Genomic DNA, 15,967 nt, shown 5'->3' on the forward strand with positions numbered 1-15,967 from the left:
GGTGTGATCCCCGCGTCGCGAATCGCCAACTCGCTGGTTCCCAACCGCAAACTCATCGGTCCCGAACCGTGGACTCGCGGGTTCTGAACCGTGGACTCGCGGGTTCTGAACCGTGGACTCGCGGGTCCCCAACCGTGGACTCGCGGGTTCTGAACCGTGGACTCGCGGGGTTAGTCCCGGGGTTGGGCCAGGGACTCGCGGTGGATGACCGAGGCCGCCACCTCTTCGACGCGGGGTGAGGGCTGGGGGGTGTCCAGTGCCAGCGTGATCGCTCGGGCGCCGATCTCCACCAGGGGCAGGCGGACCGTGGTCAGCGGCGGGGTCACGTCGCGGGCGATGGGCATATCGTCGAAGCCCACCACTGACACGTCGGCCGGGACCGACAGGCCGCGGTCGCGTAGGGCCGACAGTGCGCCGATCGCCATCGAGTCGTTCAGCGCGACTATCGCCGTCAGCCTCGGGTCCGCGTCCAGCAGGGCGTCGGTGGCCGCCGCGCCGCCGTCGCGGTCGAACTCCGCGTAGGCGATTCGCTTCGACGGCAGGGAGCGGCGGTGTTCGCGGGCCGCTCGGCGCAGGCCCGCGAGGCGGTCCGTAGTCGTGGTCAGCTGCCTGGGTGCCGCTACCACGCCAACGTGTTTGTGCCCCGCTTCGAAGACGGCCGCCCCGATCAGGTAGCCGCCCTCCTCGTTCGCCGGCATCACCGCGTCGCCCGCGAGCTTGTGGCGGCCGACCACCGACACGCGGCCGCCGGTCGACATGTACGCCGACAGCTTCGCGTTCAGCGACTTCGTGAACGCCGGGTCGTGGTAGCCCGAACCGGCCAGGATGATGGCCTCCACCTGGTGGGCACGCAGCAGCTCCACGTACTCCAGCTCGCGGTCGGGATCACGGTACGAGTTGCAGATGATCACAAGGCGCCCCTGCTCGGACGCCACCCGCTGCAGACCACGCGTGATCTCCGCGAAGTACGGGTCCGACACGTCGTGCACGATCACGCCGACCGTCGTCCGGTGGGAGCGGGCCAGCAGCTGCGCGTGCGCGTTCGGCACGTACTGCAGTTCCTGCACCACGCGGAGCACCCGCTCGCGCAGCTCCTCCGACACGATCTTGGGGCTGCCGTTCACGATCCGTGACACGGTCGCGGCGGAAACCCCGGCTTTACGCGCGACATCGGCAAGCGTCGCCATGCCAGACCTCCGCCGTTGACACCAATTACCCTGCCCGCCTAGCGTCAGACTACAAGGAAAGGCCTTTCCCTGCGCCTGGAGGCGTGATTACCGCCAGTGTCCATTGCGCGGCCCCGCGACAGCAAGGCCGCCACGCCGAGGGGTACCGATGCGTGATCAACTACCCGGCGCGGTAGGCGTCTCGAAACTCTGCGTATACGACACCGTCACCCCCGACGGCCTCCCCGGCGGCACCCCGCACCTCCACCTCTGCTGCACGGAGGCGTACGTCGTCATCGCGGGCACCGGAAAGGTCCAGACCCTTTCGGGTCAGGACGGGTTCGCCGAGCACGACCTCCGGCCCGGCACGGTCCTGTGGTTCACCCCCGGCACCATCCACCGCCTGGTCAACGACGGCGGCCTGGAGATCATCGTGCTGATGAGCAACACCGGCCTCCCCGAGGCGGGGGACGCCGTGCTCACCTTCCCACTCGACGTCGTCCGCGACCCCGGCCGCTACGCCGAGGCGGCGGCCCTCCCGGACGGCGGCGCCCCCGGCGCCGACATCACCACCGCCTACCACCGCCGAGACCTCGCCGTCCAGGGCTTCCACGACCTGCGCGACGCGGACGCGCTCACCGAGTTCTACGAGGCGGCCATGAAGCTGAAGCAGCCGCTGCTGGACGACTGGCGCAAGCGCTGGGAGCAGGGCGCCCACGAGGCCGCGGCGCGGACCGGCCGCCAGATCGCCGCCTTGATCGACAACGATCCCGCTCACCTGCGTGAATCCCGCGTGAGCAGCAGACCGGGGCCGGACGAGGTGGGCCGCCTGGGCATGTGCGGGCTCCTGAACACATACCGTTACGACTGATAGCGGGAAAGCCCTTGCCTCTCGCCGGTTCGGACAAATAGCATCCTAGGAAAGCGCTTGCCTGCCAGTGTGCCCCCCGCGGGAGGACTTCCGTGCGCAACCGGTCCCATGTCATCGCGTTGGTGACGGCCCTGGTGCTCGGCATCGTCGTGGCCCCGGCCGCGGCTGCCGCACCCCGCTTCACCGTGCTCGTCTTCTCCAAGGTCAACGGCTACTACCACGACTCCATCCCGGCCGGCCGGCAGGCGATCACCGAGCTTGGCGCCGAGCACGGCTTCGAGGCCGTCGTCTCCGACGACGCGACCCTGTTCACCGACACCGGCCTCGCGCGGTTCGACGCGGTGGTCTTCAACAACACCAACGGCCGCGACGGCGCCATCCTCGACGCGAGCCAGCGCGCGGCCTTCGAGCGCTACATCAGGGCGGGTGGCGGCTACGCGGGCATCCACGCCGCGAGCGGCACCGAGTACGACTGGGCCTGGTACGGCTCGCTCATGGGTGCCTTCTTCGACAAGCACCCCGCGATCCAGCCACTGAAGGTCCAGGTCGACGACCGCGCGCACCCGTCGACCAGGGACCTGCCGCGGATCTGGGCACGCACCGAGGAGCCCTACGACTTCCTCGGCAACCCGCGCGGCAGCGTCCACGTGCTCGCGAGCTACGACACCCGCAGCTACACCGGCCACACCATGGGCGCCGACCACCCCATCGCGTGGTGCCAGAACTTCGAGGGCGGCCGCTCCTGGTACACCGGCCTCGGCCACGACGCCGCCGACTACCGCGATGCCGCGTTCCGCTCCCACCTCCTCGGCGGCATCGAGTGGGCCGCGGGCGCGGTCCCCGGCGACTGCGGCGCCACCGAGGACGACCGCTACACCAAGACCCTCCTCGATGGCGACACCGACGATCCGCTCGCCATGGAGATCGACAACAGCGGCCGCGTGTTCTACCTCCAGCGCGGCGGGCAGCTTGGTGTGTACGACCCGAAGAAGGGCTACAGCCACGAGGCGGGCAAGTTCGACGCGTTCGTCCTCCACACCCACGGCATGCACGGCCTCGTCCTCGACCCGCACTTCGAGGACAACGGCTACCTCTACGTCTACTACTCGCCACGCACCAAGGCGGTGAACCGCCTCTCGCGCGTCCGGTTCGACGAGTTCACGAACACGATCCGCGACGAGAAGGTCCTGCTGGAGTTCTTCTCCCAGCGCGAGATCAACGCCCACGAGGGCGGCGGCATGGCGTTCGACCGCGCCGGCAACCTGTACCTGTCGACCGGCGACAACGTCGACCCGTGCTGTGAGGGCTTCGCGCCGATCGACGAGCGCGCCGGCCGCCAGAACCAGGACGCGCAGGGCACGTCCGCGAACACCAACGACCTGCGCGGCAAGATCCTCCGCATCCACCCGGAGGCGGACGGCACATACACGATCCCCGATGGCAACCTGTTCGCGCCGGGCACGGGCAAGACCCGCCCCGAGATCTGGGTGATGGGCCTGCGCAACCCGTATCGCCTGCACATCGACCCGGAGACAGACTGGGTGTACTGGGGCGAGGTCGGCCCGGACGCGCAGAACGACAACCCGGCGCGTGGCCCCATGGGCTACGACGAGTTCAACGTCGCCAAGGAGGCGGGCAACTTCGGCTGGCCGCTGTGCATCGGCCACAACCGCGCGTACGTCGAGTACGACTTCACGACCGGCGCATCCGGCCAGCCCTACGACTGCGCGGGTGGCCCTGTCAACAACTCGCCCAACAACACTGGCCTGACGAAGCTGCCGCCCGCACAGCCCGCGTGGCTGCCCTACCCGTACCGCGTGTCCGACGAGTGGCCCGAGCTGGGCACGGGCGGCCGCCTCGCGGTCGGCGGCCCGACCTACCACTACGACGCGGAGCTGGAGTCGGAGACGAAGTTCCCCGAGTACTACGACGACACCACGATCATCGCCGACTGGACCCGCAACGCGATGTTCGAGGTGAAGGAGGACGACAACGGGAAAGCCGTGTCCCTCAACGGGTTCCTGCCGCGTGGCGGTTTCCTGCGACCGATCGACATGGAGTTCGGGCCGGACGGTTCGCTGTACGTCATCGAATGGGGCACCAACTACGGCGGCTCTGGCCGCGGCGACCCCAACTGGGACTCGGGCATCTACCGCATCGACTACGTCCGGCCAGGTGAGCGCGCGCCGGTCGCGAAGGCCGCCGCGAGCCCGTCGTCCGGTAGGGCACCGCTGACCGTCCGGTTCACCGACCGGTCGACCGACCCCGACGGCCAGGCCCTCACCCACGAGTGGGACTTCGACGGCGACGGCACGATCGACTCGCGTGCTGCGAACCCGGTCCACACGTTCACCGGGAACGGCACGCACCAGGCACGGCTGATCGTCACCGATCCGACCGGCCGCCGGGAACCGGTCAACGTCAAGGTGACCGTCGGCAACACGGCGCCGAAGGTGACGCTGCGCTCGCCGCTAGACGGCGAGGTCTTCGACTGGGGCGTGCCGATTCCCTACCAGCTCACCGTGACCGACGCGGACGGCGGCGTCGACTGCGCCGAGCCACTCACCAAGGGCGGCGCCTGGCACGCGCGCCAGGTGCACGCGGTGAGCCAGAACCGGGGCTGTAAAGGGGAGTTGGTGCCGGCGATCCCCTCGGGGCACACCGCGGCCGACGACCTTACCTACGTCCTCGACGCGAGCTACACCGACACCGGCCGCCCGCGGCTGACCGGCCGCGACAGCGTGACGTTGCAGCCGCGCCGCAAGGAGGCCGAGCACTACGACCGGTCCAGCGGCGTCCGCGTGACCCGCAACGACGGGGGTGGCGGCCTGGTCTCGGGTTTCTCGAACGGTGACTGGCTGTCCGTCGCGCCGGTGAACCTGAGGAACGTGGGCAGCCTGAGGTTCCGGGTGGCGAGCGGTGCCAACGGCGGGACCATCGAGGTCCGGTTCGGCGCGGCGGACGGTCCGCTGCTCGGCTCGGTCGCGGTGCCGGTGACCGGCGGCGGCCAGACGTGGACCGAGGTGACCGCCCCGGTCATCGACCCCGGGAGCACGCACGAGTTGTTCCTGGTGGCAAGGAATTCCGGCGCGACCGGCGACCTGTTCAACGTGGACTGGTTCGAGTTCGGCTCGCGGAGCGAAGCAGCGGAGCGGGCGCCGTCTGGACTGACGAGCACGGAGGCCCGGCGAGGAACGAGCCCGGGGCCTCCGCGCGCAGGAGGGAAGACGGCGTCTTAGCGGAGCTGCGGAGCGACAGAACGTGGAGGAATGATGACAGTGGCCAACGAGACGACCAACGAGACCCGGGCTGATCCGGCGCCCCCGGCCCCGGCGCGGGAATCCGCTCCGCGCAGCGGCTTCGGCACGAAACTGGTGCGTCTGGCCGACGCGATCTGGCGGCCCGCCGTGCTGCTCGCGCTGATCTTCGTGGCGTGGTGGGTGGTGACCGCGCAGGGCTGGGTCGCGAACTATCTCGTGCCCACGCCGGGTCAGGTGTGGGAGCGGACGATGCAGGACTGGTCGTCCCTGATGTACCACTCCTACGTCACGTTGTACGAGACGGTGGTCGGCTTCCTGCTGGCGAGCGTGCTCGGCCTCGCGACCGCCGTGGCGATCGCGTACTCGAGGACGCTGGAGCGCACGCTCTACCCGATCGTCCTGTTCGCACAGGTGATCCCGAAGATCGCGATCGCGCCGCTGATCGTGGTGTGGTTCGGCAACGACCTCGCCCCGAAGATCATCCTGGCGGTGCTGATCGCGTTCTTCCCGGTGGTCGTCTCGGGGGTCGCAGGCCTCCGGTCGACCGATCCCGAGTTGCTGGAGCTGTCCGCCACCATGGGCGCGAGCCGGTGGCAGACGTTCCGCAAGATCCGTTTCCCGAACGCACTGCCGCACCTCATGGCGGGCGAGAAGGTCGCGGTGACGCTTGCCGTGGTCGGTGCTGTGGTCGGCGAGTTCGTCGGCGCCAGCGAAGGCCTCGGTTACCAGCTGATGATCGCCAACGGCAACCTCGACGCGCCCCTGTTGTTCGCCGCTCTGATCCTCATGTCGCTCATCGGCATCCTCCTGTTCGTGATCGTCGAGGTGCTGGAGTCGCTGCTCATCCCGTGGCACGCCAGCCGCCGGTCCGCCACCCCGCTCACTACTTCCTGAGAGGCAAACCCAATGAAGCGTTTACTCACCGGCATCGCCGCGGTGGCCCTGCTGGCCGCCTGCGCACCGAGCGGGCAGGACAACAACGACTCCGGGGCCACGGAGGCGCCCGCCGACGCCACCGAGGTCACCTTCACCCTCAACTGGGTGCCCTACGGCGAGCACGCCCCCTTCTTCTACGGCATCCAGGAGGGTTTCTACGCCGAGGAGGGCATCGACCTGAAGATCGAGCCGGGCAGCGGTTCCGGCAACACGATCAAGGCCGTCGCGCAGGGCCAGACCATGTTCGGCTGGGCAGACACGCCGCCGCTGCTCAACGCGATCACCTCCGGCATGGAGGTGAAGAGCGTCGGGGTCTTCCTGCAGAAGGGCCCGGCGTCCGTCGAGTTCCTGGCGGACAAGGGTTTCAAGTCCATCAAGGACCTCAAGGGCAAGCGCGTCGGCGGCACCCCGGGTGACGCGATGTACGCGACGTTCCCCGCGCTGCTGGCCGCGAACGGCATGGCGCCCTCCGACGTCACCGTCGTGAACATGGACGCCGCCAACAAGATCGCACAGCTCGCCGAGGGCCAGGTCGACGCGATCATGGGCTTCTTCCATGACCAGGGCCCGACCATCGAGGCCCGCACCGGCAAGCAGGTCGACCACCTGCTGTTCGCCGACTCCGGTCTCAACCTGATGGGGCTGGGCATCGTGGTCAGCGACGAGACGCTGTCCTCGCAGAAGGAGCTCGTCGGCAAGTTCGTGCGGGCCACCCAGAAGTCGTGGGCCGAGGCCGTGAAGAACCCGGAGGCGGCCGCGAAGGCGATGGTCGACCTGGCGGAGAACGAGCCGCCGGAGGAGGTCCTCGTCAAGCAGCTCAAGCTCGCGGAACCGTTGCTGCAGCTGGAGACCGCGGGTGCGCCGGGTGTCAACACCGAGGAGCAGTGGACCGACACGATCGGCATCATGGCCGACAACGCGGGCCTCAAGGACGCCGGCGAGCCGTCGAAGTACTGGGACGGCAGCCACGCCAAGGGTGACGGCTCGTGACGTCGGTCATGGCCGGTACCGCCGTCGACGTACAGAACCTCTCGGTGCGCTTCCGTTCCAAGCGGTCCGCCACCACCGCACTCGACGACGTCAGCATGCGGGTCGAGGCCGGTGAGTTCATCTCGATCGTCGGCCCGTCCGGGTGCGGGAAGTCCACGCTGCTCAAGGTGGTCGCGGGTCTGGTGAAACCGAGCGAGGGCAACGTGTCGCTGTTCGGGGACGCGGTCACCGGTCCCCAGCGCAACATCGGGTTCGCGTTCCAGCGGGCCGCGCTGCTCGAATGGCGCGGGGTGCGCAGGAACATCCTGCTGCAGGCCGAGATCCGCGGTCTCGACAAGACGAAGGCGGCCCGCCGGGCCGACGAGCTGATCGAGCTGACGGGGCTGCGGGGGTTCGAGAAGGCGTTGCCGCACGAGCTGTCCGGTGGCATGCAGCAGCGGGTGGCGCTGTGCCGCGCGCTGCTGCACGAGCCGCCGGTGCTGCTCATGGACGAGCCGTTCGGTGCGCTGGACGCACTCACGAGAGAGCAGCTCAACGCCGAGCTGAACAAGATCTGGCGGGAGACCGGCACCACGATCCTGCTGGTCACGCACTCCATCGCGGAGGCCGTGTTCCTCGGGACCCGGGTGGAGGTGATGAGCCCGCGTCCGGGCAGGCTGATGCGGACCCTCGAGGTCGATCTGCCGAGGGAGCGGGACTACGCGCAGGTGATGACCGACCCACGGTTCGGTTCCCTCACCCGCGAGATCCGCCAACTGCTAGGTGCGCACGAGTCGCACTAGTCTCAACAGGAGTATCGACATGACTCGAAGGTCAATCGGCATCGTGCTCAACGGCGTGACCGGACGCATGGGCTACCGCCAGCACCTGGTCCGCTCGATCCTGGCCATCCGCGACGACGGCGGCCTCCCGCTGCCGGACGGCACGGTGCTGTGGCCGGAGCCGGTGCTGGTCGGCCGCAACGAGCGCAAGCTCGCCGAGATCGCGGGGCGGCACGGGTTGTCGGACTGGACAACGGATCTGCACGCCGCGCTCGCCCGCGACGACGTCGAGATCTACTTCGACGCGCTCACCACCCAGCGGCGCGAGAAGGCGATCCGGCAGGCGATCGAGGCGGGCAAACACATCTACACCGAGAAGCCCCTCGCCATGGACCTCGCGGGCGCCCAGGACCTGGCGCGGGCCGCCGAGGCGGCTGGGGTGCGCAATGGTGTGGTGGCCGACAAGATCTTCCTGCCCGGGCTGCGGAAGCTGAAGCGGCTCGTGGACGGCGGGTTCTTCGGCCGCGTGCTGTCGGTGCGTGCCGAGTTCGGCTACTGGGTGTTCGAGGGCGACTGGCAGGCCGCGCAACGGCCGTCGTGGAACTACCGGGCCGAGGACGGCGGCGGGGTCGTGCTGGACATGTTCCCGCACTGGCACTATGTGCTGGAGAACATGTTCGGCCCGGTCCGCGCGGTGCAGGCGACAATCCGCACGCACATCCCGAAGCGCTGGGACGAGAACGGCGAGGAGTACGCGGCCACCGCCGACGACGCGGCGTACGCGATCTTCGAGCTGGACGACGGTGTCGTCGCGCAGTTCAACTCGTCATGGTGCGTCCGGGTGTTCCGGGACGAGCTGGTCGAGTTCCAGGTGGACGGTACGCACGGCAGCGCCGTCGCCGGCCTGCGCCGCTGTCGCGCCCAGTCCAGGGCCGCCACGCCGATGCCGGTGTGGAACCCGGACGCGCCGCCCAATGTGGACGCTCGTGGCGACTGGGCAGAGGTGCCGGACAACGAGCACTTCGACAATGGTTTCCGCGTGCAGTGGGAGCGGTTCCTGCGCCACGTCGCGGCAGGCGAGGAGTTCCAGTGGGACTTCGCGGCGGCCGCGCGTGGCGTGCAGCTCGCCGAGCTGGGCCTGAAGGCGGCGACCGAGGGCAGGCGGATAGAGATCCCGGAGTTGTCGTGAGCGGAGCTTGCGGAGTGAACCATCGATATTCAGGACGCCACGGAGCCTGCGAGGGGGCGTCGTGACGTCGATCGTGTTGCCGGGCGGGGAACGCTACGAGCTGCGTGGCGGTGTTCCTTTCGATGCCGGGTTGTCCCCGTCCACCAGCCGGATCGCGTACGCGGCCGCACACGTGGTCGCGGACCCGCTGGCCGAGAACGCCCCCGGCGCCCCCGCGGCCCTCGACTGGGACGCGACGCTGAGGTTCCGGCACCACCTGTGGCGCCACGGGCTGGGCGTCGCCGAGGCCATGGACACCGCGCAGCGCGGCATGGGCCTTGACTACCCGGCCGTCCGCGAACTGGTGCGGCGCAGCGCGGCCGAGGCCCGCTCGGTCGGCGGCCGGATCGTGGCCGGTGTCGCCACCGACCAGCTCGACGGCCCGGCGACCGTGCCGCAGGTCCTGGACGCGTACCGCGAACAGCTCGCGGACGTGCTGGAGACCGGCGCGGTGCCGGTGCTGATGTGCAGCAGGCACCTCGCCGCGGCCGCGAAGGGCCCGGACGACTACGTGTCGGTGTACTCCGCGCTGCTGTCCGAAGTGGACGATCCGGTGTTGCTGCACTGGCTCGGCCCCATGTTCGATCCGGCGCTGAGGGGCTACTGGGGTTCGACGGATCCCCACGTCGCCGCGGACACGGTGCTGGCACTGCTGAAGGATCACGCGTCCACAGTGGACGGCGTCAAGATGTCACTGCTGGACGACGCGTTCGAGATCGAGCTGCGCCGCAAGCTCCCGTCGGGCGTCCGCATGTACACCGGCGACGACTTCAACTACCCGAGCCTGATCGCGGGTGACGAGCACGGCCACTCGGACGCGTTGCTGGGGGTGTTCGCCGCGCTGGCGCCGCTGGTCGGTGCGGCACTGCCCAAGCTGGACCGCGGCGACGCGGCCGGTTTCCGCGCCACGCTGGACCCGACGGTGCCGCTGGCCCGCCACCTTTTCGGCGCGCCAACGCAGTACTACAAGACGGGAATCGTGTTCCTGTCCTGGCTTTCCGGCCACCAGGACCACTTCGTGATGGTGGGTGGCCTGCAGTCGGGCCGGTCGGTGGCGCATCTCGCGAAGCTGCTGGTGCTGGCGGACGAGGTGGGCCTGCTGCCACACGCCGACCTGGCGGCGGCACGGGCACGATCGTTCTTCACGACGGCGGGAGTCGCGCAGTGAGGCCATTGTCGTTCAACCAGGCGACGGCCAAGTACTGGCCGCTGGTGGAGGTCGTGAAGGGATGCGAGGGGGCAGGCGTCCGGCATGTGGGCCTGTGGCGCGAGCCGGTCGAGGAGTACGGCCTTGCGCGGTCGGCGGCGCTGGTACGGGACGCCGGCCTGACCGTGACCTCGTTGTGCCGAGGCGGTTTCTTCGGCGCCGACGACTGGTTCGACAACAACCGCCGCGCGCTGGACGAGTGCGCCGAGCTCGGGGCCCCGGCACTGGTGCTGGTGTGCGGCGGCCTGTTCGGCCGGACCCTGGCGGACGCACGCGGACGGGTGGCGGCGGGCTTGGCGGCGCTGGCCCCGTATGCGCTGGACGTGGGGGTGACCCTTGCCGTGGAACCGATGCACCCGATGTTCACCGCGGACCGGAGCGTGGTCGCGTCGCTGTCCGGGGCACTGGATCTGTGCGAGCCGTACCCGGCCGAGGCGGTGGGCATCACGCTGGACACGTACCACGTGTGGTGGGACGAGCAGGTCCTCCCGCTGATCGGGGCCAACGGCGACCGGATCGCGTGCTTCCAGCTGGCGGACTGGGTGGTGCCGCTGCCCCAGGACGTGCTGGTCGGCCGCGGCCTCCCGGGCTCGGGCCACGTCGACTTCACCCCGCTGGTGGAAGCCGTGCTCGCGACGGGCTACGACCGCCCGATCGAGGTGGAGGTCTTCAACCAGGACCTGTGGAACCGGCCGGGCGAGGAGATCCTCAAGGACACGATCGCGGCGTACGAGTCGGTCATGACGTGAGCGCGTCGGCCAGCGCGGCGGTGGTCGTCGGCGTGACGGTGAGATGGTCACCGGCCGCGGTGACGGTGCGGATGACGCGGTAGCGCCCGGCCGCGGTGTCGATCACGGACACCGGCCGGGACCGGACGACCTTGCTGCCACGGTGTTCCACGACGAGCTGTGCGACGCGTACGGCACCGGTGGTCATGGACAGGAGCGTGCGGGCGTCGTCGGTGCCGACGCCGTGCCTGCGCAATGTGGCGTGCGCGGTGGCCGGATCGGCGGCGGCGGAGGTGAACACGGCCGTGTCGACGCTCACCGAATGTCCTTTCCCCGCAGGGTTCTCCGGCAGCAGCGACACCAGGGTGGCGGTCCTCCCGGTGTCGGGCACGGCGGTGAGGCTGAAGCGCTCGCCGAGCACGCCCAGCACGTTGTGCCGCCCCCGGGTGGCGAGGATCGCGCTGGCCGCGTCGGCGCCGAAGACCCTCAGCTGCAGGGACCGACCGCACTCGGCGATGGTCTCCAGCCGGTTCATGAGCCGCCAGTGCGCGCGCCCGTGGTCGTCGGCCAGCCCGCGCGCGACGAGGTCCGTCCACACCCGGTGCTCGAGCAGGGCACGTTCGGCGTGGGTGGCGCCGGGCGACGGAACGTCGATGACCAGCGGCAGGGCGCCGAACCCGGCAGCGCGCCAGATCACGTCGAGCTCGGCGGCGGACAGGTCGAACCGGGTCATTCGTCGTCGTCACCGATCGACGCGGGCGCGACGTAGGAACCGGGCCGGAAGGGGTCGTGCAGCAGGCCGTCGTCGTTGTCGGGTTCGAAGATCTCCGATCCGGGCACCGCGTACTTGCCCCGGCGTTCCTTGTCGTCATCGGCCTTGGCGGCCCCATTCGGCACACCCCCGACCGGACCACCTCGCGGGGCCTGGCCCAGTACCTCGGTGACCCCGCCGCGCCCGCTCGCCCGAAGGGCCCGCTCGCCCGGGTGGCCCCCGACAGTGCCACCGCCGGAGCCACCGCCGGGTCGACCGTCGCGGGGACCGCCTGGCTGCCCGTTGCCGGGCAGTGGCCTGCGGACCACGTCCGCGCCCGGCGGAGGAGCCGTGCCGCCGGTGGACGCGGCCCGGGTCGGTTCACCCCCGTTCGTCGACGGGGCACGGCCGGGAGTGGCCGACGAGGGCCCGGTCGTCCCCGAGGGCGGCGTCGTCGGCACGTCGGCGCCGCCGGACGGCGGACTCTGCGGCGGCCGGTCGTCGGGTCGTGGCCCGGCTTTGGGCCCGGCTTTGGACGCTGCTTCGGGTCCGGCGACGCGTGGCGCGACCTGACTGCCACCGGGCGTGCCGTCCCCCGGACCGCCGGGCGGGATGGTGATGCCGTCGCTGGTGGCGACCGCGACCTGAGGTGCGGGGACCAGCGCGGGCAGCGAGGCGATCCGGGTGGTGGTCATCAGCTGGTACTCCCGCATCACCTGCCGGGCCCGCTCCTCCGCGTTCTTGGCCGCCTGCTGCTGGTGCTGGTGGTCGGCGGTGGCGTTGATCGCGTCGAGCGGGGTGCCCGTCGGCATCTGCTCGGCTCGCACGTCCACATAGGGCGGGACGTTGGCCTTGGCCCATGTGGCGTTGTCCGACTGCCCGAACGCGGCGAGGACGTTCATCCTGCCGTGGTGCCCCATGATGTCATCGAAGTCCCGCACCACCTGCATCGCCGCGGCGGCCGCCTTCGCCGCGCTACCGGTCCACTCCCCGCCGTTGACCCGCTGGAGGGTGGCGTTCACGTCATCCGAGTTCTCGTCGAGAGCTTCGGCGACGGCGGCGAGCCGCTTCTCGAGCCGTTCGGTCAGCGCCGCCCCGAAGCCGTGCTGGGTCCAGGCGACGATCTTCCTGTGGGACACGCCATCCCACCGCACGTCAGGTTCACCCACGATCTCTTCCCCCATGTCATCTGGACGCTGAGATGGTCTGGATGGCCATGCTCGCGACCCGTTCGGCTTCCGAGCAGTACGGGGCGACACTGGTCTCCTCGCCCAAGGCTGGACTGACCCACACCTCCAGGTACTGGCCCTCGGCGGTGTCGACCACGACGAGACAGTTGTCGGGCAGCAGCGGGTGGGGCAGGACGAGCGCGGAGTACCGGTCGACGGTGACGACCACCGGCCGGGTCTCCGGTGCCCTGTGCGGGTCGGTGACCCAGGCCAAGGCCCCCTCGGTGGTGGAGATGCCCACCAGTGTGCGGAGGTTGCGGCCGACGCCGCCCGCGCTGCCGGTGGAGGAGAACGTGCAGTCGTCGCCACCATGGATGTCGCTGTGGTCGGGCAGCGGCGGGCGAGCGTAGCCGAGGTCGTAGCGGAGTTCCCGGAGCTGCTGCTCGGTGAGCAGCTCCGAGCACGGGTCGACGTTCCTCAGGTTCAGTTCGTCGGGCCGTGGCGGCAGAAGGTCAGCGAACCGCGTGTCACTCGTCTCGGTCGTGCTGGTGCTGGCTGGCTTGGGATCACCGCCGCTGCGCACCGCACAACCGGCCATTGTGGCCGTTATCGCGACGGTCATGACAATGATGCGGATATTCACCGACCCGCCTCGATTTCGGTGAAACCGGCGCCGATCAATTCCTCCGTCAGTCCATAGAGTAGGGCGGTGGCGACGAGCCCGTACTGGCGTACCCTGTGCTGCTGATACTCGGATTGAACAATGTGGACGAATGCGTGTTCGCTTTGGACGAAGTATTCGTTGAACTGTCGTTGGGCCCATTCGCTGACCGGGTCGTCCATCCACGCTCGGTACAGCGTCAGGTCGGACTCCAGGTGTTGCAGCTGCCCCTCCAGACGGTCCGCGCAGCCCCGGAACGTCGCCGCCAGGGTCACGACGTTCTCTGGCGTGACGTGCAGGCTCTGTGGTACCTCTTGTACCGGTGGCGAAGGCGGTCGTGGCGCGGGACTGTCGCCCTCGAGATCCATGGTCTTCCCCCAGCCGGAATATCGTGAAACTCGTTCGCCAGCGTAGCGTTGACATCGATTATTCGTAGCGGTTTGTCGTCAAACTGTCAGTTTGTCAATCAGCTGGCGCAGCCTTTGTTTGCGCTCCGCAGTCAATTCGATTGAATTGATGATTAGAAATCCGCCAATAGGGTGGTTTTCAGCGCGAGTGCTCTACCATGGGTAGTTGATCCATTGCCAAAAACGGCCTCTTTTGGTGGTCATGGCATCCTCACGGGGTGAGCTACCCCAACCAGGCGCTCCCGCGCGAGTTCCGGATGGCGGGCGGCGGCTTCGGCAGGATGGCGCTGCCGTTCGTGCTCTTGTTGATCTTCTTCGCGGTGGTCATGCTGATGCTCGGTTCGGTCTTCGCCGGTCTGCTCGGCGGGGTCATCGCCGCGGTGATCGGCACCGGGGCGCTGGTCGGTGTCCTGTACAAGAAGTTCGAGCGGATGAGGCAAGGCACGGTCGTCCGCTTCTCCGAGTACGGCGTGGAACTGAGCGACACGCTCGGCTACCACATCCGTCTCAACTGGCCGGACATCACGCGGATCGGCGAGGTCAGGAGCCAGATGGTGAACCCGACCGCGATCGGCGCGGCAGGTGGCGTGCGGGTCGGCGCCGGTGCGGTGCGCACGCAGGGCATCATCGGCTGGGGGCACCGGGTGATCCCGCAGAACGCCCCCGCCTGGATGCGGTACAACGTGGCCGCGGCGTCGGTGAACCCGCACGACGGCAGGTCCGAGGTGGCCATCCCGCTGAGCGGCATCGACCCGAACTGGCTGCAGGGCGCCATGGGGCAGTGGCTGCGCATGTACCGGCCCGACCTGCTCGACGGCCCGTACGGCTACCCGCCGCGGTGACGGTCACGGCCGCCGGGCTCGGCATGCACGTCAGCGACCTCTGGCTGTTCCGCGACCTCGACCTGGCCGTCGGCGCGGGTGAGTCCCTGGTGCTGGCCGGGCACAACGGGAGCGGCAAGTCGACGATCCTGCACCTCCTCTACGGCGCCCGCACGCCGACCGAGGGCACGATCGAGGTCGCGGGCCAGCCACCCGACGAACGCGATGCCGCCTTCCGGGGGAAGGTCGCGGTGCTGCTGGACGACTCGGAGCTGTTCGTCGAGCTGACGCCCCGGCAGCACCTGGAACTGCTGCTCACCTCGTTCGGCGACGACGCAGGCGACCCGGACGAGTGGCTCGCGGCGGCAGGCCTCGCCGAACGCGCCGACGTGCACGCCTACTACCTGTCCGCGGGGCAGCGCCGCCGCCTGCTGCTGCTCGGCGCGGTGGCCCGGCCGCACGAGGTGCTGCTGCTCGACGAGCCGGAGCGGGCGCTGGACGTGCAGGGCAAGGCGTGGCTGGCGGACCTCCTCGACCAGGAGCGGGACCAGGGGCGTGCCGTGGTCATGGCCACGCACCACCCGCCGCTGCTCGACCTCGCCGACCACGTGGTGCGCCTCGGGTGAGGACGCTGGCCCGCCGGTGGCTGTCCGGCGACGAGCGCACCCTCGGCGCTTTCCTGGCTGTCGGCGTGCTCACGATGGCGTTCTTCCGCCTCGACAAGCTGCGTGCCGAGCTCGGTGCCGGGTTGGACCCGCTGGGGTTGCTGCTGGTGATCACGGCCGTCACCTGGTGGTCGCTCCTGCAGCGCTCCTTCGTGTGGCGCGACCCGGCCGATCTGACGTGGCGTGACTTCGCCGACAACGATCGGGCGACACTCGTGACACAACGACTCATCGGGCACTGGGTGGGCCGGCACCTCGTGCTGGCGTACGTCCTGGCGGTGCTGGCCGCGGTGGTCGCCGCCCCGCTGACGTGGGTGCTCGCCGGCGCGGCGGTACTGGCGGGAGC

Annotated in this window: 15 protein-coding genes and 1 pseudogene; 11 read left to right on the top strand and 5 right to left on the bottom strand. The window is 69.7% G+C overall.

The window, feature by feature from the left end:
• Positions 1 to 170 precede the first annotated feature (170 nt).
• Positions 171 to 1,187, bottom strand: coding sequence for a LacI family DNA-binding transcriptional regulator (locus WBA97_RS02880; RefSeq protein WP_424229076.1), 1,017 nt, complete (start codon positions 1,185 to 1,187; stop codon positions 171 to 173).
• Positions 1,188 to 1,335: 148 nt separating this feature from the next.
• Here WBA97_RS02880 and WBA97_RS02885 point away from each other — a divergent pair, with 148 nt between their 5' ends.
• The 8 genes from WBA97_RS02885 to WBA97_RS02920 all read left to right on the top strand — a co-directional run bounded on the left by WBA97_RS02885 (position 1,336) and on the right by WBA97_RS02920 (position 11,168).
• Positions 1,336 to 2,037, top strand: coding sequence for a cupin domain-containing protein (locus WBA97_RS02885; protein WP_424229077.1), 702 nt, complete (start codon positions 1,336 to 1,338; stop codon positions 2,035 to 2,037).
• 92 nt (positions 2,038 to 2,129) lie between these two features.
• Positions 2,130 to 5,276 (top strand): ThuA domain-containing protein, encoded by a 3,147-nt coding sequence (locus tag WBA97_RS02890; protein ID WP_424229078.1) that lies wholly within the window; start codon positions 2,130 to 2,132, stop codon positions 5,274 to 5,276.
• A gap of 33 nt (positions 5,277 to 5,309) precedes the next feature.
• Positions 5,310 to 6,191 (top strand): ABC transporter permease, encoded by an 882-nt coding sequence (locus WBA97_RS02895; RefSeq protein WP_424229079.1) that lies wholly within the window; start codon positions 5,310 to 5,312, stop codon positions 6,189 to 6,191.
• A 12-nt stretch (positions 6,192 to 6,203) separates the two neighbouring features.
• Positions 6,204 to 7,223, top strand: coding sequence for an ABC transporter substrate-binding protein (locus WBA97_RS02900; protein ID WP_424229080.1), 1,020 nt, complete (start codon positions 6,204 to 6,206; stop codon positions 7,221 to 7,223).
• Positions 7,220 to 8,005, top strand: coding sequence for an ABC transporter ATP-binding protein (locus WBA97_RS02905; protein WP_424229081.1), 786 nt, complete (start codon positions 7,220 to 7,222; stop codon positions 8,003 to 8,005). The genes WBA97_RS02900 and WBA97_RS02905 overlap by 4 nt, the downstream gene beginning before the upstream one ends.
• Before the next feature lie 19 nt (positions 8,006 to 8,024).
• The gene (locus tag WBA97_RS02910; RefSeq protein WP_424229082.1) at positions 8,025 to 9,173 is read left to right on the top strand and encodes a Gfo/Idh/MocA family protein; all 1,149 of its coding nucleotides are present in this window, start codon (positions 8,025 to 8,027) and stop codon (positions 9,171 to 9,173) included.
• A 61-nt stretch (positions 9,174 to 9,234) separates the two neighbouring features.
• Complete coding sequence (locus tag WBA97_RS02915; protein WP_424229083.1) at positions 9,235 to 10,380, top strand: dihydrodipicolinate synthase family protein; 1,146 nt, start codon at positions 9,235 to 9,237, stop codon at positions 10,378 to 10,380.
• Positions 10,377 to 11,168, top strand: coding sequence for a sugar phosphate isomerase/epimerase family protein (locus WBA97_RS02920; RefSeq protein ID WP_424229084.1), 792 nt, complete (start codon positions 10,377 to 10,379; stop codon positions 11,166 to 11,168). Before WBA97_RS02915 ends, WBA97_RS02920 begins: the two co-directional genes overlap by 4 nt.
• On the opposite strand, the gene WBA97_RS02925 is transcribed toward WBA97_RS02920, so the two are convergent.
• The 4 genes from WBA97_RS02925 to WBA97_RS02940 are packed head-to-tail and all read right to left on the bottom strand — an operon-like array spanning position 11,158 to position 14,096.
• Positions 11,158 to 11,880: an ESX secretion-associated protein EspG gene (locus WBA97_RS02925; protein ID WP_424229085.1), complete on the bottom strand. Its 723-nt coding sequence runs from the start codon at positions 11,878 to 11,880 to the stop codon at positions 11,158 to 11,160. The genes WBA97_RS02920 and WBA97_RS02925 overlap by 11 nt on opposite strands.
• The gene (locus tag WBA97_RS02930) at positions 11,877 to 13,067 is read right to left on the bottom strand and encodes a hypothetical protein (RefSeq protein WP_424229086.1); all 1,191 of its coding nucleotides are present in this window, start codon (positions 13,065 to 13,067) and stop codon (positions 11,877 to 11,879) included. The genes WBA97_RS02925 and WBA97_RS02930 overlap by 4 nt, the downstream gene beginning before the upstream one ends.
• A 16-nt stretch (positions 13,068 to 13,083) precedes the next feature.
• A complete protein-coding gene (locus WBA97_RS02935) occupies positions 13,084 to 13,689 on the bottom strand; it encodes a DUF3558 domain-containing protein (protein ID WP_424229087.1) in 606 nt (201 codons plus the stop codon).
• 17 nt (positions 13,690 to 13,706) lie between these two features.
• A complete protein-coding gene (locus tag WBA97_RS02940; RefSeq protein WP_424229088.1) occupies positions 13,707 to 14,096 on the bottom strand; it encodes a hypothetical protein in 390 nt (129 codons plus the stop codon).
• Between the two features lie 257 nt (positions 14,097 to 14,353).
• Between WBA97_RS02940 and WBA97_RS02945 the strand changes: the two genes are divergently transcribed.
• The 3 genes and pseudogenes from WBA97_RS02945 to WBA97_RS02955 all read left to right on the top strand — a co-directional run.
• Positions 14,354 to 14,977: a hypothetical protein gene (locus WBA97_RS02945; RefSeq protein ID WP_424229089.1), complete on the top strand. Its 624-nt coding sequence runs from the start codon at positions 14,354 to 14,356 to the stop codon at positions 14,975 to 14,977.
• Positions 14,974 to 15,582, top strand: a complete 609-nt coding sequence (locus WBA97_RS02950; RefSeq protein WP_424229090.1) for an ABC transporter ATP-binding protein — start codon at positions 14,974 to 14,976, stop codon at positions 15,580 to 15,582. The genes WBA97_RS02945 and WBA97_RS02950 overlap by 4 nt, the downstream gene beginning before the upstream one ends.
• Positions 15,579 to 15,967 (top strand): annotated as a pseudogene (locus tag WBA97_RS02955) (hypothetical protein); the annotation flags it as partial. The gene WBA97_RS02950 and the pseudogene WBA97_RS02955, both read left to right, overlap by 4 nt.

Origin of the sequence: Actinophytocola sp. (genome assembly GCF_049647105.1) — a bacterium.
Lineage (GTDB): Bacteria > Actinomycetota > Actinomycetes > Mycobacteriales > Pseudonocardiaceae > Actinophytocola.